Here is a 21693-nt window from a genome sequence, read left to right on the forward strand (position 1 = left end):
CCGAGTCCGCGAATCAATGCAGGGTCTGGTTCGCCCGGCGCTGGAGCTGTCTGCGCGACGCGAGCAGCCGGCTGGCCAGCCGCTGCAGGCTTTGTGCATCGCGGGCTTCCCCATCGAGCAGCGCCTGGGCATACCGCCACGCGAACCCTTCGGGGTCCAGCCGGCGAGCAGTGACGATCAGGCGCCCGGCCTCCTCGCGCTGGTCCTGCAAGGCACAGATGACGGCCAGGCCGCCATGCGTTTCACCAAAGCGGTCGTCGATGGCCATCGCGCGTTCCAGGCAGCGCCGCGCTGAAGCAAAGTCGCGCCGGATGATGTGCGCCCAGGCCATGCCCGACCAGGTGCCGATGTGCTCGGTGAAAGTCTGCGTCGCCCGTTCGTAGGCGGCCAGCGCCCCATCGACGTCGCCGCGCGCCAGTTGCGCGGTGGCGAACGTCGACCAGACGCGGCCGTCGCCCGGGTTCAAGGCGACTGCACGTTCGAGCATGGGCGACGCGGCCGCTGCGTCCCCGCGCAGCAGGTCGTCCGCCGCCTTCACCACCAGCGCCTCGATGCAATCGGGGTGCTGGGCCAGGCAGGCCGCCGCCAGCGCCGCCGCCTGTTCGTGGTCGTTGGTGTCGAAGAAAGCCAGCCCGGCCACGCCGGCGGCCTCGGCGGAGCGCACCGAGTCCGGTGCCAGGCGCCAGGCCTCGCAGGCCGCCGCCGGATCGCCCGATTGATGCAGGCTGCGCAGGAGCCATGGCAGCACCGACGGCTGGTCCGGCGATATCTGCAGGCCACGCTCGAAGGACTCGGCCGCAGCGGTGAAGCTGCCGGAATGGAACAACGCAAGGCCGAGCGTGAACAAGGCCGTCGCCCTGTTGGCTGGTGGCATGTCGGTGCTGGACAGCAGCCCGTTGACGAGCGAGATGGCCTCAGGCCACCGATGTTCGTTCATGAAGACCTGCGCGCGCAGGTAGTCCAGCAAGGATGCGCCCACACCTGCCTGGCGGGCCACCTCGATGGCCTCTCGTCCGAGCGCCGGGCGCTTCTCGGCGAACGCTGTCGCCATGCATTCCTGCAACAACGATTCATTGGCAGGGTCGCTGCGAAGCATGACGAGCAGGCGATCGGCCGGTGTGAGCTTGGCATTCATGGCGTGGGGCAGGTCAGGAAAACGTCTGAAAGAGGCGGCACGCGGCGTCAGCCCTGGCTGAACAGATGGCTCGTGACTTCGTCGATGTCGGCGCGCAGGCCGGCGTCCGCCTGCATCGTGTTCACGACGTCATCGACCAGTTGCTGGAAGGCCGCGTCGTTGCGCAGGTTCTCGCCGAATTCATCGAGCATGCGCAATTCGATGAAGGCGCGGAAAGCCTTGTGGCCGCGCCGCGGGTCATCCGGGTCGATGGCCGCGATCTGGTGTGCCAGGCGCTGCGGCACCGACAGCGGCGCTTGAGACTGATCGGCCGGCTTGCGCAGGTCGTTGGGGATGGTCCGCTTGTCCGACTGCAGCACGCGAGACAGTTGCGCCGCCAATGCGACGCGGCCCGCCGGATTCAGCTTGTCGACCATGGGCTGCTCAGGTGCGGCGGCCGGCGTAGAGCGAGATGGCCACCTGGTGGTCAACCTCGCCCGGCGCCTTGCGCGTCTCGCCGGACACCACGGCGCCTGCCGCTTGCAACAAGGCCTGCAGCAGCATGTTCATGTCAGCCGCGAGAGGTGCGTTGTCCACGGCCCGGGCCTGCGCATCCTTCAACGACTGGATGGCCGCGGCCTGGTCGCCGGTGCACAAGGCCGTGAGCGCCAGGCCGAAGTGCCGATAGGCGCTGTCTTCGGGCAGGTTCAGCAACGGTTGGGCCGCCGCCTGCGCCTGGGCAGACGATTGCAGCGTCAGCCACAGCAGGGCCAGTTGCACACGGGCTGCCAGCATTTCCGGGGCCTGGTCAGCCGCGAGCGTGAGATGCACTACCGCGTCGCCATAGCGCTGCACATGCGCCAACTCCGCACCCAGCAGGTGGTGGGCATGCGGAAACACCGGTGCCAGCTTGACGGCCTGCGACCAGGCCGCAATGGCCTCGTCGGACCGCCCCTGCCGGCTGAGGTCGATGCCTTGCCTGAAGAGGGTCTCTGCGGGGCTGGTGTCGGTGGGGGAAGTCGTCATGGCGTGGGCGCGTTCGGGCGCTTTCTGATTCTAGTCGGGGGCCTCCGATCAACCTCAGCTGGTTTTACCCCTTCACGGACCAACGGGGACTTTCGCGTGAACTCTTCGATGGAAATGCAGCCTCACGAAAACCGATACGACACCAGCGACTCCGAGTCCACGTTCGGCACCATCGCCTTGCCCGCCGGCGGAAATGCCCGCTGAACGCAGTTCTCGCGCGGGCACACACGACACCCGGGCCCGATCAACGCGGCCTGCGAGGACGGCCCCAGGTCCAGCCCACTGGCATAGACCAGTTCACGCGCGTGCGTGAGGTCGCACCCCAGCCCGATCGCGAACAGCTTGCGCTGCGCCCGGTAGCCGCCGCCGCCACGCTCGATGGTGCAGGCGATGCCGAAGAACCGGCTCCCATCAGGCATCTCCGCGATCTGCGTGAGGATGCGCCCGGGCTGCGCGAATGCCTCGTGCACATGCCACAGCGGGCACGCACCACCATGCCGTGCGAAGTGGAAGGCGGTGGCGCTCTGCCGCTTGGAGATGTTGCCCGCCTGGTCCACCCGCACGAAGTAGAACGGCACGCCCCGCGCCCCTGGCCGCTGCAGCGTCGACAGCCGGTGGCACACCGTCTCGAAGCTCACGTGGAAGCGCTGCTGCAGCCATTCGATGTCGTACCGGCATTCGCGCGCCGCCGACAGGAACTCGCCGTACGGCAGCAGCACCGCCCCCGCGAAGTAGTGCGCCAGGCCTTGCCGCGCCAGAGCCTGCGTGGATTCATCGGAGATGCCGCTGTCTTCCACCTCGGCCGCGATCGCATCGGCTGCCGCGAGCAGCGCGTACTGCGTCGCGATCTGGAAGGCCTGCTGTGCATCGCTCAGATGCGCTGACAGCCGCAGGCAGCGCCGCTGCGGTTCGTAGCGGCGCAGCAGCAGCGACGGATCGGAGCCCGCGTCCAGCCACTCCACCGCCACGCCGCAGCGCTGCAACAGCGCGCCGCGCAAGGCCTCCACGCGCTGCCCCGGCCGCAGGTGCAGCGACTGCGCCAGCTCCTCAGCCAGGTGGTCCAGCGTCTCGATGTGGTTGTTGCGCCGGTTGAAGTGGTCCCGCACCTCCTCGTGCGGCAGCGGCACCGACGACGCGCGCACCTGCTCGCTGCCCAGTTCGCCGTAGAAGCGGGCCACCGTGTGCTCATGCTCTTCCTTCAGCCGCTGGTGGCGCTGGTACAGCGTGAGGAAGGACTCGACCAGCTCCGGCGCGTGCTCGACCATGCGCGACAACTGCGTGGCGCTCACGTTCATCGCCTTGCCCGGCGACAGCGTGCGGTCTTGCAGGGCACCGTCGAGTTCAGCCAGCAGGCGCTTGTCCTGCTCCTCGCTGAACTGCGACACGTCGCCGCCGAACACCTCGGCCAGGCGCAGCAGCACGCCAGCCGTGACCGGCCGCTGGTTGGTCTCGATCTGGCTCACGTAGCTCAGCGACAGGCCCAGGCGCTGCGCGAGCAGGCCCTGGTTCCAGCCGAGCTGTTCGCGCATGCGGCGCACGCGCGGGCCGACAAAGAGCTTGCGCGGATTGGCGGTGGCGGCGGTGGTTTCCATCTTCACAGGATTCGCAAATTCCACAGATGTCTTGCAAAGACATTTGCAAGTTTTCGCTTTCACATCAATCACTTGTTGAGCGATGTGAAACGTGTGGATAGATTCTGTGTGAACTTCAGCCACCTGTCCAGGAGACCCCGCGATGAGCCAAGACTTGCCCCGCATCCCGCTCTTGATCAACGGCCGGCTGGTGCCTTCGCGCACCACCGAATGGCGGCCGGTCATCAACCCCGCCACGCAGGAACGGCTCGCCTGGGTGCCAATGGCCACGGCCGATGAAGTGCGCGACGCGGTGGCCGCCGCACAGGCCGCGTTCGCCACCTGGCGCAAGACGCCCATCGGCCAGCGCGCGCGCATCTTCCTCAAATACCAGCAGCTCATCCGCGACAACATCAAGTCGCTGGCCGCCACGCTCACCGCTGAGCAGGGCAAGACCCTGGCCGATGCGGAAGGCGATGTGTTCCGCGGCCTGGAAGTGGTGGAGCACGCCGCCAACATCGGCAGCCTGCAGATGGGCGAGCGGGCGCACAACGTGGCCTCGGGCGTGGACACCTACACCTTGCTGCAGCCGCTGGGCGTGTGCGCGGGCATCACGCCCTTCAACTTCCCCGCGATGATCCCGCTGTGGATGTTCCCCATGGCGATCGCCTGCGGCAACACCTTCGTGCTCAAGCCCTCGGAGCAGGATCCGATGGTGACCATGCGGCTGGTGGAGCTGGCACTGGAGGCCGGCATTCCGCCGGGCGTGCTGAACGTGGTGCACGGCGGCGAGGACGTGGTGAACGCGCTGTGCGACCACGCGGACATCAAGGCGATCTCCTTCGTCGGCTCGACCCGCGTGGGTACGCATGTGTACCAGCGCGCCACGCTGGCCGGCAAGCGCGTGCAATGCATGATGGGCGCGAAGAACCATGCGGTGGTGCTGCCCGATGCGCACAAGGAACAGACGCTGAATGCGCTGGTGGGCGCGGCCTTCGGCGCCGCGGGGCAGCGCTGCATGGCCGTGTCGGTCGCGGTGCTGGTGGGTGCGGCACGCGAGTGGATTCCGCGGATCGTCGAGAAAGCGCGCGGCCTCACGGTGGGCGCGGGAACGGGCGCCGGCACCGATGTGGGCCCGGTCATCTCCTGCGCCGCGAAGGAGCGCGTGGAGGCGCTCATCGCGCGCGGCACCGATGAAGGCGCCACGCTGGAACTCGACGGCCGCCTGCCGCCGCTGGACGGTCAGCTGAAGGAAGGCAACTTCGTCGGCCCCACCATCTTCTCGGGCGTGAAGCCGGGCATGTCGCTGTACGAGCAGGAGATCTTCGGACCGGTGCTGTGCATCGCCGAAGCCGCGACGCTGGACGAAGCCATCGCCTTCATCAACGCCAACCCCAACGGCAACGGCACGGCCATCTTCACGCAGTCGGGTGCCGCGGCCCGGCGCTTCGAGGAGGACATCGACGTGGGCCAGGTGGGCATCAACGTGCCCATCCCCGTGCCCGTGCCGCTGTTCTCGTTCACCGGCTCGCGTGCATCGAAGCTGGGCGACCTCGGCCCCTACGGCAAGCAGGTCGTCACGTTCTACACGCAGACCAAGACGGTGACCGCGCGCTGGTTCGACGACCACGGCGTGTCCGGCGGCGTGAACACCACCATCAGCCTGCGCTGAGGCGCGCCATGGACTTCGAGCTGAGCGAGGAACAGCGCGCCTTCCAGCAGGCGGCGCGGGACTTTGCGCGCGACGAGATGGCGCCGCATGCGGCGCAATGGGACGCTCAGTCGCTCTTCCCCCGCGACACGCTGCGGCATGCAGGCGAGCTTGGCTTCTGCGGCTTGTATGCCGACGCGGCCCACGGCGGGCTCGGACTGCCGCGGCTGGATTCGACGCTGGTGTTCGAGGAGCTGGCCGCGGCCTGCCCGTCGACCACCGCCTTCCTCAGCATCCACAACATGGCCGCGTGGATGGTGACGAGCTTTGCCACGCCTGCAGTCGCAACGCACTGGGGCCCGGCGCTGACCAGTGGGCGACAGCTCGCGTCGTACTGCCTGACCGAGCCCGGCGCGGGCTCGGACGCGGCCTCGCTTCGCACCACTGCCACACGCGACGGCGACCACTACCGGCTCCAGGGCAGCAAGGCCTTCATCTCCGGCGCGGGCGCGACCGATGTGCTGGTGGTGATGGCGCGTACCGGCGGCGAAGGCGCGGCCGGCATCTCCGCTTTCCTCGTCGATGCGCAAAGCCCGGGCATCACCTACGGCCGCAAGGAAGAGAAGATGGGCTGGAACAGCCAGCCCACGCGCGCCGTCGCCTTCGACCAGGTGCGCGTGCCCGTGTCGCACTTGCTCGGCCAGGAAGGCGAAGGCTTCAGGATCGCGATGAAGGGCCTGGACGGCGGGCGCATCAACATCGCCTGCTGCTCGGTGGGCGCAGCGCAGGGCGCGATGGCCGCCGCCCAGCGCCACATGCACGAACGCCGACAGTTCGGCCGCGCGCTGGCCGACATGCAGGCCATGCAGTTCAAGCTGGCCGACATGGCCACCGAACTCGTGGCCGCGCGGCAGATGGTGCGCCTGGCCGCCTGCAAGCTCGACACGGATTCGCCCGATGCGCAGGTGTACTGCGCCATGGCCAAGCGCCTGGCCACCGACATCGGCTTCCAGGTGTGCAACGAGGCGCTGCAGATCCATGGCGGCTACGGCTACATCCGCGAGTACCCGCTGGAGCGCTACCTGCGCGATGCACGCGTGCACCAGATCCTGGAAGGCACCAACGAAATCATGCGCGTGATCGTCGCGCGCCGGCTTCTTCAAGACCACGCACCGGAGACCATTCGATGAGCAACGATTCCTCACCCCTGCTGCTGGAGGTGCGCGAGCACACCGCGGTGGTGACCCTGAACAACCCGCCGGCCCATACGTGGACTCGCGAGAGCCTGGCGGCCCTGGCGCGGCTCGTGCGCGAACTGGAGGCACGGCGCGACATCTACAGCCTCGTCATCACCGGCCAGGGCCCGAAGTTCTTCAGCGCGGGCGCCGACCTCAAGCTCTTTGCCGATGGCGACAAGGCGGTCGCACGCGAGATGGCACGCCGCTTCGGCGAAGCCTTCGAGACGCTGGCAGCATTCCGTGGCGTGAGCATCGCCGCCATCAACGGCTATGCGATGGGCGGCGGACTCGAATGCGCGCTGGCCTGCGACCTGCGCATCGCGGAGTCGCAGGCGGTGATGGCGCTTCCCGAGGCCTCGGTGGGCCTGCTGCCTTGCGCGGGCGGCACGCAGTGGCTGTCGTGGACCGTGGGCGAGAGCTGGGCCAAGCGCATGGTGCTGCTGGGCGAGCGGGTGGATGCGGCCACCGCCCTGCGCATCGGCCTGGTGGATGAAGTCACGCCGCCCGGCGACGCACTGCAACGCGCCTTGCAGCTCGCGCAAAGCGTGCAGCGGCAAAGCCCGACGAGCGTGGCCGCGTGCAAGCGGCTGATCCAGGGGGCACGCGTGACGTCGCCGCAGGTGATGCTGCTGCGCGAGCGCGAAGCCTTCGTCGACCTCTTCGACACCGCGGACCAGCGCGAAGGCGTGCAGGCCTTCCTGGACAAGCGCGCGCCGGCATGGCGCAACGCCTGAGGACGCCGCCGTGACCGTGATCCTCCGAGAGTTCGACACGGCGGGCGGCCACCGCTTCGGCCATGCCACGCTGGCCTCGCCGACCACGCTGAACGCCTTGTCACTGGCGATGATCGACCAGTTGGCACCGCGCCTGGACACGTGGATCGCCGACCCGGGCATCGCCGGCATCGTGCTCGATGCCGAAGGCGAGAAGGCCTTCTGCGCCGGCGGCGACGTGCAGGCCCTGTACCGCAGCATGCGCGACACCGAGCCCGGCCAGGTGCCGCGCGAGGCCGCCGCCTTCTTCGAGCGCGAGTACCGGCTCGACCACCGCATCCACACCTGCCCCAAGCCCATCCTGTGCTGGGGACACGGCATCGTCATGGGCGGCGGGCTGGGGCTGATGGCAGGGGCCTCGCACCGCGTCGCCACGCCGGGCACGCGCATCGCGATGCCGGAGATCAGCATCGGCCTCTATCCGGATGTCGGCGGCAGCTGGTTCCTGCCGCGCATGCCGGGACGCACGGGGCTCTTCCTCGCCCTGACCGGTGCGCCGATGAACGCCGCCGATGCACGCTTTGTTGGCCTGGCGGATGCGGTGCTGCCCCACGCGCTGAAGGACACCATGCTGCAGGCGATCGCCACGGCGCGCTGGCAAGGCGATGCGCAGGCCGACCGCGAGCACCTCACGCGGCTGCTGATGCAGTTCCCGGCGGAGGCGGGCGAGTCGGTCTTGCGGCGCCACGTCGATCTCATCGGCAGCGTGATGCTGGACGACGGGCTCGAGGCCATCGCCACCCGCCTGCGCGGCCTGGCGGAACATGCCGATGCCTGGCTGTCCGCCGCCGGCAAGACCTTCGCCAAGGGCTCGCCCACCTCGGCCGCGCTCTCGCATCGCCTGTGGCAGGCCGCGCGCCACCTGTCGCTGGCACAGGTGCTGCGCCTGGAGTACCAGGTGTCGCTGGGCAGCTGCATGCACCACGACTTCGCCGAGGGCGTGCGTGCCCTGCTGATCGACAAAGACCGCAAACCCATCTGGGCGCCGGCCACGCTGGACCAGGTGACGCGGGCGCACGTCGATGCGCACTTCATCGAGCGGCACGACGGCCTCCATCCCCTGCACGACCTGCATTGAAAGGACACCCATGAGCACCACCATCGCATTCATCGGGCTGGGCCAGATGGGCCTGCCCATGGCCTGCAATCTCCAGAAGACGGGATGCACCGTCCACGCCTTCGACCTCAGCAGCCAGGCCTGCACCAAGGCACGCGAGCTCGGGTTGGGCGTCGCGGCCAGTGCACGCGAGGCGGCCGAAGGCGCGGCCGTCGTCGTGTCGATGCTGCCGGCCAGCCGCCACGTCGAATCGCTGTACCTCGGCGATGACGGCCTGCTGGCCGTGCTGCCGGCGGGCACGCTCGTCATCGACAGCAGCACCATCGCGCCGGCCACGGTGCAAGCGGTGGCGCGCGCCGCGGCCGCACGCGGCGTGTTGATGCTCGATGCGCCGGTGTCGGGCGGCACGGTGGGTGCCGCCGCCGGCACGCTGACCTTCATCGTGGGCGGTCCCGCCTCGACGCTGGAGGCCGCCCGGCCGGTGCTGCAAGGCATGGGCAAGAACATCTTCCACATGGGCGACAGCGGCGCGGGACAGGTGGCCAAGCTGTGCAACAACATGGCCCTGGGCGTCATCATGGCCGTCACCGCTGAAGCGCTTGCCCTGGGCACGGCCCATGGGCTGGATGCCAAGGTCCTCTCGCAGATGATGGCCGTGAGCACCGGCCGCAGCTGGGCGACCGAGGTGTGCAACCCCTGGCCCGGCGTGCTGGACAACGCACCGGCCTCGCGCGGCTACGGCGGCGGGTTCGGCAACGACCTGATGCTCAAGGACCTGGGCCTGGCGGTGGAGGCCGCGCTTGGCGCCGGTGCCGCCGTGCCTCTGGGCGAGCTGGCGCGCAACCTGTATGCGCTCAACAGCCGCGCCGGCAGGGGGCAGCTCGACTTCTCCAGCATCCAGCAGTTGCTGGGCGCGAAGTAAGTGATTCGCAGGGTGGGCCAAGACCTTACGGCAGCGGCCGGTGGCGGGGCCCTGCACAATCGGATGGCTTTCACCCTCTGATCGTTTCCCATGGAATCCGCTCCGTCTGCCCTGGCCCCCTCCTCCACCGCGGGCCAGGCCGCAGGCAACCACGCGGCATTCGCACCTGCCGTGCTCGCCCTGGGCGTCGGCTCCTTCGCCATCGGCACCGGCGAGTTCGTCGTGATGGGCCTGCTGCCCGAGATGGCCCGCGACCTGGGCGTCACCATTCCGCAAGCGGGCCACACCATCAGCGCCTATGCACTGGGCGTGGTCATCGGTGCGCCGGTGCTGGCCGTGCTGGCGGCCCATTGGCAGCGGCGTGTGCTGCTCATCGCGATGATGGCGCTGTTCGCACTGGGCAACGTGGCCAGCGCGATGGCGCCGGGCTATGCATCCCTGAACCTGCTGCGCTTCGTGGCCGGCCTTCCGCACGGCACCTACTTCGGCGTGGCCGCGCTCGTGGCCGCCGCCCTCGCGCCGCCCCAACGGCGGGCCAGCGCCGTGGCGCTGGTGATGTCGGGCCTGGCCACCGCCACCATGCTCGGCGTGCCCTTGGCCGCCTGGCTGGGCCAGCACCTGGGCTGGCGCTCGGCCTTCGTGCTGGTGGGTGCCATCGCAGCGGTGACCTGCGTGCTGGTGCAGCGCTACGTGCCGCCACTCGAAGCACCGCACGGCACCAGCCCCTGGCGCGAACTGGGCGCGCTGGCCAAGCCGCAGGTGTGGCTCACCCTGGGCATCGGCGCGGTGGGCTTCGGGGGCATGTTCGCCGTGTTCAGCTACATCAAGCCGCTGCTGACCGAGGTGACGGGCATGCCGATCACCGCCGTGCCGCTGGCGCTGGGCCTCTTCGGCCTGGGCATGGTGGTGGGCAACCTCGTCGGCGCGCGGCTGGCGGACAAGTCGCTGATGCGCACCATCGCTGGCGTGCTGGCCTGGACGGTGCTGGTGCTCGTGGGCTTCCTGTTCACCGCGCCCTACACCGTGCCGGTGTGCATCAATGTCTTCCTGCTCGGCACGCTGGTCGCCATCGGGCCGGCCCTGCAGATCCGGCTGATGGACGTGGCCGACCATGCACAGACCCTGGCCGCCGCACTCAACCATTCGGCCTTCAACATCGCGAATGCATTGGGAGCCTGGCTGGGCGGCGTGGCCATCGCGGCGGGCCTCGGGTGGACGTCCACCGGCTGGGTCGGGGCCTTGCTGGCCATCGGCGGTCTGCTGGTGTTTGCTGCCTCGCTGTGGCTGCATCGGCGCACCAGGCGCATGGCCTGAGAACCACGCCCTGAAAGCGCGCGGCGAACCGCATGCACGTTCGCCACATGGTTATACGCAATCGTTCTTTCCCGAACGACACGCCCGGGTCTACCCTTGCGCCTCCTCATTTCCGGAGTCCTCGTCCCATGCGTTTGCGTTCCCAGGCCCTGCTGGGCATCACCCTCGCGGCCAGCTTGTTCAGCGCGGCCGTCCATGCCGATCAACTGGACGACATCAAGAAGAAGGGCGAGATCGTCTTCGGCGTGCTCGGCACGGATGAGCCCAACAGCTTCGTCGACCCCAAGACGCGCGAGCTCGTCGGCTATGAAGTCGACATCGGCCAGGCGATTGCCAAGAAGCTGGGCGTGAAGCCGGTGTTCAAGCAACTCTCCGTGGCCGCGCGCATCCCCGAACTGCAGCAAGGGCGCGTGGACGTGCTGGCCGCTTCGCTCACCCACAACAAGGAGCGCGAGTCGCAGATCGACTTCTCGCTCACCACCTTCGTCACCGGCCAGAAGGTGCTGGTGAAGACCAGCAGCGGTGTCACCGACATCAAGCAGCTGGCCGGCAAGAAGGTGCTGACCGTCAAGGGCGGCACGCAGGAGCCCAACATCCGCAAGGCAGTGCCCGGCGTCGACGTGGTCACCTTCGAGACCACGCAGCAGGCCTTCCTCGCGCTGCAGCAGGGCAAGGGCGTGGGCTACGTGAACGACGAAGCCTCGCTCGTGAACGACCACGCCAAGCTGGGCGCCGCGAAGAAGGACTACGCCATCCTGCCGCAGAACATCAGCGTCGAACCGCTGGCGCTGGGCCTGAAGAAGGGCGAGAAGGCCCTGAAGGCGCAGGTGGACGGCGTGCTGCGCGAGCTGGAAAGCTCGGGCGCCGCGGACAAGTTGTTCCTCAAGTGGTACGGCCCGGGCACCAAGCTCCAGTTCGACAAGCGCAGTTTCAAGATCGACACCGACCAGATCTGAGAGCCGTGCGGCCCATGAGGTCCGCCGGCTTGCTGGTCCGTGCGCGCCCTGCCAAACATGCAGGGCGTTTTTCTTTTTTGGCAGACTCCGACGCATGCCCTCGTTTGATGTGAACCTGCTGCTGCATGGCCAGTACCACGACTGGCTCATCAGCGGCCTGTGGCTGTCGCTGGCGCTCACCGGCATGACGCTGGTGCTGGCCCTGCCGCTGTCGGTGGCGGTGGCGCTGCTGCGGCTGTCGCCGTGGGCGGTGCTTCGGGCGCTCGGCGCGGCCTATGTGGAAGGCATTCGCAACGTGCCGCTGCTGGCGCACCTGCTCTTCTGGTACTTCGGCGCACCGGAGCTGCTGCCCGAACCCGTGAAGCAATGGCTGTACGCCGGCAACATCGAGGTGGCCAGTGCGGTCGTGGCCCTCACGCTGTACATCGCGGCCTACATGGCCGAGGACATCCGCAGCGGCATCCGCGCGATTCCGCAGGGGCAGTTCGATGCGGGCCGCGCGCTGGGCTTCGGCTTCCTGGGCACCATGCGCTGGGTCATCCTGCCGCAGGCGTTTCGCGTCACCGTGCCGCCGCTGATCTCGCAGACGCTGAACCTGTGGAAGGACACGAGCGTGGCCACCGTGATCGGCGTGGCCGAGCTGATGTACCAGGCGGCCAAGGTGGAGTCGGCCAGCTTCCGCAGCGCGGAGGCCTTTGCCTTCGTCACGAGTGCCTACCTCGTCGTGTCGCTGCTCATCACGGGCGCGGCGGCGTGGGTGCAGCAGCGCCATCCGGTGCGCGCGGCCTGAGGACGCAGCCATGCTGGAATTGATCGACACCTACTGGCTGTACTTCCTCGTGGGGCAGTACCCCAACGGCCCGCTGGGCGGGCTGGCCCTGAGCGTGCTGCTGGCCGCGCTGGCCCTGCTGCTGGCCCTGCCCCTGGGCCTCGTGCTCGGCCTGGCGCGCGTGAGCCCGTGGCGCAGCGTGCGCTGGCCGGTGACGGCACTGGTCTTCGTGGTGCGCGGCGTGCCCTTGCTGATGGTGGTGTTCTGGGCCTACTTCTTCCTGCCCAGCATCACCGGCCGCAAGACCGACCAGTTCACCACCATGCTGATGGCGCTGGTGCTGTTCGACGGCGTGTACCTGGCGGAGATCATCCGCGCGGGCATCCAGGCGATTCCCAAGGGGCAATTCGACAGCGCGAAGTCGCTGGGGCTGGGCTATGCGCAGTCCATGCGCTGGGTCATCCTGCCGCAGGCGCTGCGGCACATGCTGCCGTCGCTGGTGAACCAGTTCGTGGCGACGATCAAGGAGACGTCGCTGGGCTACATCATCGGGCTCACCGAGGTGTCGTTCATCGCGGCGCAGATCAACACGCAGGTGTTCACGCGGGCGGCCGAGGTGTACCTGCTGCTGGGCTTGACCTACTTCGTGCTGTGCTTCGGGTTGTCGCGGCTGGCGTTCGCGTTCGAGGCGCGCGGCGGCGTTCGCACGCGTCGCGACTCTGCGAGCTCGGTGACGCCACCGGCGTGAATGCCACGAGGAACGGCGTCTCAGCCAAGGAAGCCTTCCAGCACGTTGACCACGTTCACGCCGACCTCCGCCACTGCATAGCCGCCCTCCATCACGAAGACAGTCGGCAGCTTTGCCGACGCCAACATCTGCCCCATGCGCAGGTAGTCCGCACTGCGCAGCTTGAAGCGCGAGATGGGGTCGCCCTCGAAGGTGTCCACGCCCAGCGGAACCACCAGGGCCTCGGCACCCATGCGCGCGACCTCATCCAACGCCCGCTGCAACGCTTGCTGCCACACCTCGAAGTCCGTGCCCGCGGGCAAGGGAATGTTGAGGTTGCAGCCTGCGCCCTCGCCCTGCCCCGTCTCGTCCGCATGGCCCAGGTAGAACGGGTACTCGGTGCTCGGGTCGCCGTGGATCGAGGCCGTGAACACGTCGGCACGTTCGTAGAAGATGGTCTGCGTGCCGTTGCCGTGGTGGTAGTCCACGTCGAGCACGGCCACCCGGGCGGCACCTGCGTCGCGCAAGGCCTGGGCAGCGAGTGCGGAGTTGTTGAGGAAGCAGTAGCCGCCGAAGAAGTCGGGGCCGGCGTGGTGGCCGGGCGGACGGGTCAAGGCCATCGACACCCCCGCGCCACCGGCCACCGAATGCGCCGCATCGATGGCGCAGGCCGCGCCGGCGAGGGCCGCCTCCCAGGTGCCGGCGTTCATCGGCGTGCCGGCATCGAAGCTGAACAGGCCCACGCGTGCGGAGAAGTTGCGAGGCTCCACGTCGTAGCGCAGGCCTCGCCCCGGCCACACCGACGGGAGGATGTCCAGCTCGGCGTTGGCCGGATCGAGCGCGATCCACTCGGTCCACGCCGTCGCCAGGAAGTCGAGGTAGCGCGGTGCGTGGATGCGGCGGATGAGCGCCATGTCCGCTTCGCCCGGTGTGTGCAACGCGCCCATGGGCCGGCGCTGCAGCTCGCTCATCACGTGATCCAGCCGCGCCGGCGTCTCGTGGCAGGGCACGAGGCGGCCGCGGAACATCTCCTGGCGACCGGCGTGCAGGTGATGGCTGGGGTTGTGGAAGATCAGCATCGCGCGGCGCCTCTTCGGATCGACCGGGCCATCATAGGTGCTCGACCTCCCATTTCTCCGGCGTCCACCGCCACCGCAGATCGCAGTCCAGCGCGTCGATGAAGTCCGCATCGTGCGAGGACACGATGATCGCGCCGGGGAAGTCGGCGAGCGCGAATTCCAGCGACTCGACGGCGGCGAGGTCCAGGTGGTTGGTGGGTTCGTCCAGCAGCAGCACGCGTGGAGGCTGCTGGCGCCACAGCGCGGCGGCCAGGGCCACGCGCATGCGCTCGCCGCCGCTCAGGCCGGCGATGGGCGCTTCCACCACGCGTGCCGAGAGGCCCAGCCGCGCAAGCCGGGTGCGCAGGTCCGATGGCGACAGCCGCGAGTCCAGGGACATCAGGTGATCCACGGTGCTCACGCCGGCCGGCAACGCGGTGGCGGCGCGCTGGTCCAGCCAGGCGAATGGCTGGTGCAGCTTCGCGCTGCCGAAGCGTGGCAGGAGCTCGCCGCACAGCGTTCGCAGCAACGTGGTCTTGCCGCATCCATTCGGGCCGATGAGTGCCAGGCGCACCGGGCCGCTGAGCATTGCCGTGAGCGACGCGAAGCCTGGCGAGGCGTGCAGGCACCGCAGCCTGTCGGTGCCCAGCAGCCGCTGCGTCGGCTCCAGAACGCTGCCGGGCAGCGCCAGTGCCGCCGATGGATCGGGCAGCAGCCTCCTGGCCGCCTCGCTCACCGCGGCCTGGGCCGCCGCGCCCTGCCGGCTGAACAGCGCCTGCAAGCGGCCGTTGGACTTCTCTGCCTGCCCTCGCATGCCATTGACCACGATGCGCGGCAAGTTGGCCTCGCGCGACTGCGCCCGCCCTCGTGCCATGCGCCGCTGCTGCGCATCGTGGCGGCGGCGGATGTCGCGCAGCACCGTGTCGCGGTGGGCCTTGGCATGGCCGAGCGCGGTCTGCGCCGCATCGGCCTCGGCATTGCGCTGCTCACGGTAGAAGTCGACATCGCCGCCATAGTGGCGCAGCCCCTGCGACGAGACCTCGACGATGCGGTCCACCTCCCGCAGCAGCCCGCGGTCGTGGCTGGCCACCAGCAGCGTGCCTGGCCACTCGCGCATGCGGCGGATGAGCCAGTCACGCCCTTCGCGGTCGAGGTGGTTGGTGGGCTCGTCGAGCACCAGGCCGTCCGCATTCGACAGCCAGGCGCCGGCCAGCGCGATGCGCGTGCGCATGCCGTCGCTCAGGTGCGAAGCGGGTGCGAGCAGGTCCTGCTCGGCCCAGCCCACCTCCTGCAGGGCTTGCGTGAGCTCGGCGGCAAGCGTCCATCGGCCATGGGCCAGTTCGAGGTCGTGCTCGTTGCCCTCGCCGCGCTCCAGCCGCGCGATGGCTTGCAGCGGCTGCTCCAACCCCGCGATGCCGGCGGCGGAAAAGCCAGGCGCCAGACGCTGGTCCTGCGCCACATGATGCCACTGGCCGCTGCGCTGGACAGCGCCGGTCGACGGCTCGCGCAGCCCGAGCATCATCTCGATGAGCACGGTCTTGCCGGCGCCGTTCACGCCGACGATGCCGATGCGCTCGCCGCGGCCGAACGTGGCGTTCAAGGGTACAGGCCACAGCGGCACGCCGTCAGGCCGATGCCAGTTGAGATGGCGCAGCTCGACGCTGCCAAGCGAAGGTGAGGACGAACGGGAAAGGGAATGCTGGCGCGCCAGCGCGGTCGATGCAGTCATGAATGAAGCTCTCCAAAGGCGAACGTGATCCCGCCCTGCGACAGGGACGGCACGGTGGCTGGTGGGGCTTCAAAGACTCATCGGAATGGCGGCGGGAGAAATGAGGAGGCGGACTCTAGCACTGCGTGGCCGGGCGGTCCAGCCGGGCTCCATTTGATCTGTGCCAAAGCGGCAACGGCCACCCCTGGGCAAACTCGAAGCGTCGCTCGCCTTGTCGGGCCGACGTTGCGAATGAGAAAAAAGTTCCCGATCCATCCCGCACACCCCGAGCGCACCTGCTGGGGATGCGACCGGTATTGCCCGGCAGACTCGCTGGCCTGTGGAAACGGCTCCGAACGCACCCAGCACCCGGTGGAGACCTGGGGCGATGACTGGCAGGAGTGGGGGCTGGACTCGGCTGCGGCGCGCGATGCGGATGTCAAGCCCGACGCTGCAGGCTGCTCCTCGGCCAAAGTTGCGGCCGGCCATCAGCCCTCAAGCCCGCCGTGACCCTCTCGATTTCGTGTGGCAGGCGTTGCAGTAGAAGCGCCGGTCGCCCCTCTTCCAGGCCGCCAGCGTCCGCCTGGAGTGCGTGAACTGCTGGGAACAGCCCGCGCAGGAATAGCGCAGGTTGGCCGGCCCGTCGGACACTGGCCGGCCCACGTTGCGGGTGCGCTTTCCTTTCGCACGCAGCCACAGCAGTCCGGCCAGGAGACCCACTGCACCGACGATGACGGCGATCAGTTCGGGCGCGAATCGCATCGCGGGGTCTGCCGGCAAGGGCAGATTGGGAGACGGGAAATGTCAGGACTCATGCGGGCCATGGGCAACGGATGCCCGAGTATGGGGGCCCGCGCCACCGCGGCCCGTCAGAAGAAGCCCTGCCCTTCCCCGGCCAGCTTCACCAGCAGCGCCGCCGGCTGCCAGGACGCATCCGCCCCGGGCTCCGCCGCGAAACGCTGCAGCGCCTGAACGACCTTGGCCAGCCCAACCTGGTCCGCATGGAACATCGGCCCGCCGCGTTCCTTCGGAAAGCCGTAGCCGTTCAGGTACACGAGGTCGATGTCCGACGCCCGCGCAGCGATGCCTTCATCCAGGATGCGCGCACCTTCGTTCACCAGCGCATAGATGCAGCGCTCGACGATTTCCTGGTCGCTGATGGTCCTGGGCGTGATGCCATGCGCGGCCCGGTACTCGCCGATCATCTGCGCCGTCACCGGATCAGGAATCGGCTCGCGCTGCCCCGCCTCGTAGCGGTACCACCCGGCCCCGGTCTTCTGCCCGAAGCGCCCGGCCTCGCAGAGCTTGTCGGCCACGATGGGCGCCATCGTCACGCCCGCCTCCGCGGCACGCCGCTTGCGCGTGGCCCAGCCGATGTCCAGCCCCGCCAGGTCGCCCATGCGGAACGGCCCCATCGCCATGCCGAAGGCCTGCAGGGCGTTGTCGATCTGCTGCGGCAAGGCGCCAGCGTGGATGAGCCCCTGCGCCGCCGCACCGTAGCGCGCCAGCATGCGATTGCCGATGAACCCGTCGCAAACGCCCGAGACCACCGCCACCTTCTTGATGCGCTGCGCCAGCGCCACGCTGGTGGCCAACACATCCGCCGCAGTCGCCGCACCACGCACGATCTCCAGCAGGCGCATCACGTTGGCCGGGCTGAAGAAGTGCAGGCCCAGCACGTCGCCCGGCCGCTTCGTGAACGCCGCGATGCGGTCGATGTTCAGGTACGAGGTGTTGGACGCCAGGATCGCCCCGGGTTTGCACACCTCGTCGAGCCGGCGGAACACCGACTCCTTCACGCCCATGTCCTCGAACACCGCCTCGATGACGAGATCCACGTCCGCCAGGCCGGCCAGGTCCAGCGAGGGCATGATGAGCCCCATGCGCTCCTGGACCTGGGCGTCCGTCAGCTTGCCCTTCTTCGCGGAGTTCTCGTAGTTCCGGCGGATCGTCGCGATCCCGCGGTCCAGCGCCTCCTGCCTGGTCTCCACCAGGACCACCGGCAGCCCGGCGTTCAGGAAGTTCATGGTGATGCCGCCGCCCATGGTGCCCGCGCCGATCACGCCCACCTGGCGGATGGGCCGCAGGGGCGTGTCCGCCGCGATGCCCGGGATGGTGGCGGCCGCGCGCTCGGCGGCGTCGATGTGCTGTCGGGCGGCAGTGCTCATGCACGACTCCTTGCTGGCATTGGAAGCCCCCAGTGTGCGTCTGCCCCGCTGGCGAGGTCTATCACGCCGGTGACTTGCCCGCGCGCAGGGCGCCCGTAACGAGACGTGAAAGCTGCGGGCGTACTCCCATTGTGGGTACACACCCATGACACACAGCCGCCGCTATTCTCCGGGGCCTTGAGAACCGTCCCGCCCGACGGCGCCCACCCCACGGAGGCCCCACATGACGCTCATCGAACGCATCGAAGCCCTGTTCCTGCAGCACGGCCGCCGCGCCTGCGACAGCGTGACCGCGCTCGACCATGCGCTTCAATGCGCCCAGCTGGCCGAATGGGCCCATGCCGACGCGCCGCTGGTGGCTGCAGCGCTGCTGCACGACATCGGGCACTTCATCGTGGTGGATCCGTATGGCGACGAGGTGGACGACGTGCATGAGCTGCGTGCCCTGCCGCTACTGGCCGAAGGTTTCAGTGCGAGCGTCATCGAGCCGGTGCGCCTGCACGTGCAGGCCAAGCGCTACCTGGTGGCCACCGACCCCGCCTACGCGCAAAGCCTGTCGCCAGCCTCCCTGCATTCGCTGCTGCTGCAAGGCGGCGCCATGGGCGAAGAAGAACAACGCTTCTTCGAGGACCTGCCCTTCGCCCGCCAGGCCGTGCAGCTGCGCCGGTGGGATGACCAGGCCAGGGTGCCCGGCCGCGCCACGCCGTCACTGGCGTACTACCTCGGCCTGCTGGAAGACCTGCAGCAGCAGCCCTTCGTGGACTCGAAGATCGGCATCGGGTCGCTCAGCGTGGCCTGAGCCCGCCGTTGCCGCCGGATATTTTTCCGGCGCCCTGTCGATTTCCGGCGGCGCCATTCGTCGTGGTGATGTGAACCACCACGACGAAGGAGAAAGTCCGTGAAGATCTACTGGATCAAGGCCCAGGCCCCGCGCCGGGTGCTGGCGCTGGCGAAGCACTTGGGGCTGGATGCCGAGTTCATCGAGAGCAACGGCAAGATGAAGACGCCCGAGTACGCCCGGCTCAACCCCAACATGAAGGCGCCCACGATGGTGGACGGCGACGTGGTGCTGTGGGAGGCCTCGGCCATCATGGCCTACCTGTGCATCAAGGCGGGCTCGGACATGTGGCCCGCGAACAACCCGGCCGAGCAGGTGGAGGTGCTGCGCTGGCTGTCGTGGAACGACCAGCACTGGGCGAAGGCCGTGGGCGACTTCTACTTCGAGCACATCGTGAAGGCCACCTTCCACATCGGCCCGCCGGACCGTGATGCCCTGCCGGACAAGGTGCCCGAGCTCAAGCGATTCGCTGCGGTGCTGGATCACCACCTCGAAGGCCGGGAGTTCGTCGCCTGCCAGCGCCTGACGATCGCCGACTTCCAGCTCGCTGCCATGGCGCACTACTGGCGCGAAGCGGAGATGCCGCTGCAGGAGTTCAGGCAGGTCACGCGCTGGCTGGATCGCCTGGCGCAGATTCCGGCCTGGGCCGATCCCTGGCCGCGGTGAGCGCAGGCATCGGCAGCCGAAGCTGAACCTCCAGCCCGCCGCCTTCGCGGTTGCGCAGTGACAGCTGGGCGTCCAGCGCCTGCGCGAGTTGCTGCGCGATCGCCAGGCCCAGGCCCGTGCCGCCGGTGTCGCGGTTGCGCGAGCCCTCCACGCGATGGAAGGGCTGGAGCACGGCTTGCAGCTGGTCGGGCGGAATGCCCGGGCCGCGGTCACGCACGGTGATGTGGACGTCCGTGTCGTCGCGAGAGAGCACGACCTCCGCCGAGCCCGCGAACTTCAAGGCGTTGTCGATGAGGTTGACGATCAGGCGCCGCAAGGTCTGCGGGCGTGTGGTCCATGGCGGCACGGCCTCGCCCTCGAAACTCACCGGTTCGCCGGCATCGGCATGGTCGCCCACCACGCTGTCGAGCAGCGCGTGCAGGTCCACTCGGCAAGGCCGCTCCAGCAAGGCATGGCCGCTGCGGGCGTAGGCAATGCCCTCTTCGACCAGCGCCTGCATCTGCGCGAGATCGGCATGCAGCTTCTCGCGCAACGGCCCGTCATCGAGCAGGTCGGCCCGCAGGCGCAGGCGGGTGATGGGCGTCTGCAGGTCGTGCGACACCGCCGCGAGGATCTGCGCGCGTTCGGCCAGGTGCTGGGCGATGCGCTGCTGCATGGCGTTGAAGGCCTGCGCGGCACGCTCGACTTCGGCGGGGCCGCTCAGGGCCAGCGAAGCGCCGGGCCGGTCGGGGTCCAGGGCGTCGGCCGCGTCGGCCAGACGAGCAAGCGGGCGCGTGGCCAGGCGCACACCCAGCCAGGCCGCCGCGGCGAGGATGGCGAGCTGGGCCAGCACCAGGGCCACGACGCCGCGCGACAGGCCGGCCTCCAAGGGGAGCATGTGCAGCGTGAGCGGCGAACCATCAGCCAGTCGCAGGCTCACCTGCCGCGCACCGGACGACTCATGCCCCAGTTCGGCGGACACACCCAGTACGCGCGCTGGCCCCAACGACTGCGCCAGGGCGGCGCGGACTCGCTGCGAGGTGGGGCCGTTGTCCGGCATGCCGTACACCTCGGCCAGGCTGTAGCGATAGTTCGGACGCGCGATCTTCGGCAGCCACGCCTGGCGCTCCTGCGGCGGCAGCCGGTCCAACATGGCGACCGAGGCCGCCACGTCCGGGCCCAGGTAGTCCAGCATCAGGCTGCGGCCCAGGTCCATGCGGCCCACGGCCCACCATGCCAGCGTCAGCAGGTGCGCGATGGTGAGGGCCGCGGCGAAGACCAGCGCCAGGCGGCCGGACAGCGAGCGGGGCAGCCAGGCCGCCTTCATCGATCGATCCCGACCGGCCGGACCTCGGCCGAGAGCACGTAGCCCTCGTTGCGCACTGTCTTGATGTAGCGCGGCTCGCGCGCCTCGTCGCCCAGCCGCTGGCGCAGGCGGCTCACCAGCAGGTCGATGGAGCGGTCGAAGGCATCGGCTTCGCGGCCCTGCGTCATGGTGAGCAACTGGTCGCGCGTCAGCACGCGCTGCGGATGGTCGAGCAGCACGCGCAGCAATCGGTATTCCGCGCCGGTGAGCGACACCAGCGTGCCCTGTGCATCCAGCAGGTGCCGGCCCCGCGTGTCCAGCCGCCAGTCGCCGAAGGCCAGGCCGTCGGCCGTCTCCTGCACGCGCAGGTTGGGCGGCAGCATGCGCGTGCGCCGCAGGATGGCCTTGATGCGTGCCAGCAGCTCGCGCGCGGCGAAGGGCTTGGTGAGGTAGTCGTCCGCGCCCATCTCCAGGCCGAGGATGCGGTCGCTCTCGTCACTGCGGGCGGTGAGCATCAGCACCGGCAGCGGGTCGGCGTCGCGTGCGCGCAGGTCGCGGCACAGCGACAGTCCGTCTTCGCCGGGCAGCATCAGGTCCAGCACGACCAGGTCCACGCCGCCGCCGGCCAGCGCGGCGCGCATCTGCCGTGCGTCGGCCGCGGTGCTCACGCGCAAGCCCTGGCGCTCCAGGTACTCGCGCAGCAGCGAGCGGATCTCGGGGTCGTCGTCGACGATGAGGATGTGGTCGGGCGCGGACATGGACGGACCTTAAGCGCCGGCGAGGCGCCACCGGCCGCGACTTTGTATCGCACTTTGTCTGAAGGCGGCACGGACATGCCCGGCGACAAGATCG

Annotated in this window: 21 protein-coding genes and 1 pseudogene; 12 read left to right on the forward strand and 10 right to left on the reverse strand. The window is 69.1% G+C overall.

What is annotated here, in order from left to right; all coding sequences use genetic code 11:
• Positions 1 to 13 precede the first annotated feature (13 nt).
• The 4 genes from DZC73_RS06720 to DZC73_RS06735 all read right to left on the reverse strand — a co-directional run bounded on the left by DZC73_RS06720 (position 14) and on the right by DZC73_RS06735 (position 3732).
• Positions 14 to 1135 (reverse strand): tetratricopeptide repeat protein, encoded by a 1122-nt coding sequence (locus tag DZC73_RS06720; protein WP_124539376.1) that lies wholly within the window; start codon positions 1133 to 1135, stop codon positions 14 to 16.
• A gap of 47 nt (positions 1136 to 1182) precedes the next feature.
• Positions 1183 to 1551: a hypothetical protein gene (locus DZC73_RS06725; protein WP_124539377.1), complete on the reverse strand. Its 369-nt coding sequence runs from the start codon at positions 1549 to 1551 to the stop codon at positions 1183 to 1185.
• A 7-nt stretch (positions 1552 to 1558) separates the two neighbouring features.
• Positions 1559 to 2140: a tetratricopeptide repeat protein gene (locus DZC73_RS06730; protein WP_124539378.1), complete on the reverse strand. Its 582-nt coding sequence runs from the start codon at positions 2138 to 2140 to the stop codon at positions 1559 to 1561.
• 122 nt (positions 2141 to 2262) lie between these two features.
• Positions 2263 to 3732 carry a helix-turn-helix domain-containing protein gene (locus DZC73_RS06735; protein ID WP_124539379.1) on the reverse strand — a complete coding sequence of 490 codons (1470 nt, stop codon included), beginning with the start codon at positions 3730 to 3732 and terminating at the stop codon, positions 2263 to 2265.
• A gap of 142 nt (positions 3733 to 3874) precedes the next feature.
• Here DZC73_RS06735 and DZC73_RS06740 point away from each other — a divergent pair, with 142 nt between their 5' ends.
• The 9 genes from DZC73_RS06740 to DZC73_RS06780 all read left to right on the forward strand — a co-directional run bounded on the left by DZC73_RS06740 (position 3875) and on the right by DZC73_RS06780 (position 13139).
• Positions 3875 to 5383, forward strand: coding sequence for a CoA-acylating methylmalonate-semialdehyde dehydrogenase (locus tag DZC73_RS06740; protein WP_124539380.1), 1509 nt, complete (start codon positions 3875 to 3877; stop codon positions 5381 to 5383).
• Between the two features lie 8 nt (positions 5384 to 5391).
• On the forward strand, positions 5392 to 6552 hold the full coding sequence (locus tag DZC73_RS06745; protein ID WP_124539381.1) for an acyl-CoA dehydrogenase family protein: 1161 nt from the start codon (positions 5392 to 5394) through the stop codon (positions 6550 to 6552).
• Positions 6549 to 7334 (forward strand): enoyl-CoA hydratase, encoded by a 786-nt coding sequence (locus DZC73_RS06750; RefSeq protein WP_124539382.1) that lies wholly within the window; start codon positions 6549 to 6551, stop codon positions 7332 to 7334. Before DZC73_RS06745 ends, DZC73_RS06750 begins: the two co-directional genes overlap by 4 nt.
• 10 nt (positions 7335 to 7344) lie before the next feature.
• Entirely contained in the window at positions 7345 to 8451 is a 1107-nt protein-coding gene (locus tag DZC73_RS06755; protein ID WP_124539383.1) for an enoyl-CoA hydratase/isomerase family protein, read from the forward strand.
• Positions 8452 to 8461: 10 nt separating this feature from the next.
• Positions 8462 to 9352, forward strand: a complete 891-nt coding sequence (gene mmsB / locus DZC73_RS06760; protein ID WP_124539384.1) for a 3-hydroxyisobutyrate dehydrogenase — start codon at positions 8462 to 8464, stop codon at positions 9350 to 9352.
• 90 nt (positions 9353 to 9442) lie between these two features.
• Positions 9443 to 10666, forward strand: a complete 1224-nt coding sequence (locus tag DZC73_RS06765; protein ID WP_124539385.1) for an MFS transporter — start codon at positions 9443 to 9445, stop codon at positions 10664 to 10666.
• Between the two features lie 128 nt (positions 10667 to 10794).
• Positions 10795 to 11622 (forward strand): ABC transporter substrate-binding protein, encoded by an 828-nt coding sequence (locus tag DZC73_RS06770; protein WP_124539386.1) that lies wholly within the window; start codon positions 10795 to 10797, stop codon positions 11620 to 11622.
• Positions 11623 to 11716: 94 nt separating this feature from the next.
• A complete protein-coding gene (locus DZC73_RS06775) occupies positions 11717 to 12412 on the forward strand; it encodes an amino acid ABC transporter permease (protein ID WP_124539387.1) in 696 nt (231 codons plus the stop codon).
• 10 nt (positions 12413 to 12422) lie between these two features.
• Positions 12423 to 13139: an amino acid ABC transporter permease gene (locus DZC73_RS06780; RefSeq protein WP_124539388.1), complete on the forward strand. Its 717-nt coding sequence runs from the start codon at positions 12423 to 12425 to the stop codon at positions 13137 to 13139.
• A gap of 20 nt (positions 13140 to 13159) precedes the next feature.
• Here DZC73_RS06780 and DZC73_RS06785 read toward each other — a convergent pair whose 3' ends face one another.
• Entirely contained in the window at positions 13160 to 14197 is a 1038-nt protein-coding gene (locus tag DZC73_RS06785; protein WP_124539389.1) for a histone deacetylase family protein, read from the reverse strand.
• A 31-nt stretch (positions 14198 to 14228) separates the two neighbouring features.
• Positions 14229 to 15905 carry an ABC-F family ATP-binding cassette domain-containing protein gene (locus tag DZC73_RS06790; RefSeq protein ID WP_124539390.1) on the reverse strand — a complete coding sequence of 559 codons (1677 nt, stop codon included), beginning with the start codon at positions 15903 to 15905 and terminating at the stop codon, positions 14229 to 14231.
• 231 nt (positions 15906 to 16136) lie between these two features.
• Between DZC73_RS06790 and DZC73_RS06795 the strand changes: the two genes are divergently transcribed.
• Positions 16137 to 16394, forward strand: a complete 258-nt coding sequence (locus DZC73_RS06795; protein ID WP_124539391.1) for a DUF3079 domain-containing protein — start codon at positions 16137 to 16139, stop codon at positions 16392 to 16394.
• Here the strand turns inward: DZC73_RS06795 and DZC73_RS06800 are convergent.
• Both DZC73_RS06800 and DZC73_RS06805 read right to left on the reverse strand, forming a co-directional pair.
• On the reverse strand, positions 16380 to 16646 hold the full coding sequence (locus tag DZC73_RS06800) for a YtxH domain-containing protein (protein ID WP_124539392.1): 267 nt from the start codon (positions 16644 to 16646) through the stop codon (positions 16380 to 16382). The genes DZC73_RS06795 and DZC73_RS06800 overlap by 15 nt on opposite strands.
• Before the next feature lie 107 nt (positions 16647 to 16753).
• Positions 16754 to 18040: pseudogene (locus DZC73_RS06805) on the reverse strand (3-hydroxyacyl-CoA dehydrogenase NAD-binding domain-containing protein); the annotation flags it as partial.
• Between the two features lie 235 nt (positions 18041 to 18275).
• Here DZC73_RS06805 and DZC73_RS06810 point away from each other — a divergent pair.
• Positions 18276 to 18851: an HD domain-containing protein gene (locus DZC73_RS06810; protein WP_124539394.1), complete on the forward strand. Its 576-nt coding sequence runs from the start codon at positions 18276 to 18278 to the stop codon at positions 18849 to 18851.
• Positions 18852 to 18950: 99 nt separating this feature from the next.
• A complete protein-coding gene (locus tag DZC73_RS06815; protein WP_124539395.1) occupies positions 18951 to 19556 on the forward strand; it encodes a glutathione S-transferase family protein in 606 nt (201 codons plus the stop codon).
• Here the strand turns inward: DZC73_RS06815 and DZC73_RS06820 are convergent.
• Both DZC73_RS06820 and DZC73_RS06825 read right to left on the reverse strand, forming a co-directional pair.
• Complete coding sequence (locus tag DZC73_RS06820) at positions 19495 to 20862, reverse strand: sensor histidine kinase (RefSeq protein ID WP_124539396.1); 1368 nt, start codon at positions 20860 to 20862, stop codon at positions 19495 to 19497. The genes DZC73_RS06815 and DZC73_RS06820 overlap by 62 nt on opposite strands.
• Positions 20859 to 21599, reverse strand: coding sequence for a response regulator (locus DZC73_RS06825; protein ID WP_124539397.1), 741 nt, complete (start codon positions 21597 to 21599; stop codon positions 20859 to 20861). Before DZC73_RS06825 ends, DZC73_RS06820 begins: the two co-directional genes overlap by 4 nt.
• Between the last annotated feature and the right edge of the window lie 94 nt (positions 21600 to 21693).

Origin of the sequence: Rhizobacter terrae, from assembly GCF_003852895.1 — a bacterium.
GTDB classification, from domain to species: Bacteria; Pseudomonadota; Gammaproteobacteria; order Burkholderiales; family Burkholderiaceae_C; genus Albitalea; species Albitalea terrae.

Coding starts and splice junctions, on each gene's coding strand:
- DZC73_RS06720 (WP_124539376.1), bottom strand. CDS start 1,135: ATGAATGCCAAGCTCACACCGGCCGATCGCCTGCTCGTCATGCTTCGC.
- DZC73_RS06725 (WP_124539377.1), bottom strand. CDS start 1,551: ATGGTCGACAAGCTGAATCCGGCGGGCCGCGTCGCATTGGCGGCGCAA.
- DZC73_RS06730 (WP_124539378.1), bottom strand. CDS start 2,140: ATGACGACTTCCCCCACCGACACCAGCCCCGCAGAGACCCTCTTCAGG.
- DZC73_RS06735 (WP_124539379.1), bottom strand. CDS start 3,732: ATGGAAACCACCGCCGCCACCGCCAATCCGCGCAAGCTCTTTGTCGGC.
- DZC73_RS06740 (WP_124539380.1), top strand. CDS start 3,875: ATGAGCCAAGACTTGCCCCGCATCCCGCTCTTGATCAACGGCCGGCTG.
- DZC73_RS06745 (WP_124539381.1), top strand. CDS start 5,392: ATGGACTTCGAGCTGAGCGAGGAACAGCGCGCCTTCCAGCAGGCGGCG.
- DZC73_RS06750 (WP_124539382.1), top strand. CDS start 6,549: ATGAGCAACGATTCCTCACCCCTGCTGCTGGAGGTGCGCGAGCACACC.
- mmsB (WP_124539384.1), top strand. CDS start 8,462: ATGAGCACCACCATCGCATTCATCGGGCTGGGCCAGATGGGCCTGCCC.
- DZC73_RS06765 (WP_124539385.1), top strand. CDS start 9,443: ATGGAATCCGCTCCGTCTGCCCTGGCCCCCTCCTCCACCGCGGGCCAG.
- DZC73_RS06770 (WP_124539386.1), top strand. CDS start 10,795: ATGCGTTTGCGTTCCCAGGCCCTGCTGGGCATCACCCTCGCGGCCAGC.
- DZC73_RS06775 (WP_124539387.1), top strand. CDS start 11,717: ATGCCCTCGTTTGATGTGAACCTGCTGCTGCATGGCCAGTACCACGAC.
- DZC73_RS06780 (WP_124539388.1), top strand. CDS start 12,423: ATGCTGGAATTGATCGACACCTACTGGCTGTACTTCCTCGTGGGGCAG.
- DZC73_RS06785 (WP_124539389.1), bottom strand. CDS start 14,197: ATGCTGATCTTCCACAACCCCAGCCATCACCTGCACGCCGGTCGCCAG.
- DZC73_RS06790 (WP_124539390.1), bottom strand. CDS start 15,905: ATGACTGCATCGACCGCGCTGGCGCGCCAGCATTCCCTTTCCCGTTCG.
- DZC73_RS06795 (WP_124539391.1), top strand. CDS start 16,137: ATGAGAAAAAAGTTCCCGATCCATCCCGCACACCCCGAGCGCACCTGC.
- DZC73_RS06800 (WP_124539392.1), bottom strand. CDS start 16,646: ATGCGATTCGCGCCCGAACTGATCGCCGTCATCGTCGGTGCAGTGGGT.
- DZC73_RS06810 (WP_124539394.1), top strand. CDS start 18,276: ATGACGCTCATCGAACGCATCGAAGCCCTGTTCCTGCAGCACGGCCGC.
- DZC73_RS06820 (WP_124539396.1), bottom strand. CDS start 20,862: ATGAAGGCGGCCTGGCTGCCCCGCTCGCTGTCCGGCCGCCTGGCGCTG.
- DZC73_RS06825 (WP_124539397.1), bottom strand. CDS start 21,599: ATGTCCGCGCCCGACCACATCCTCATCGTCGACGACGACCCCGAGATC.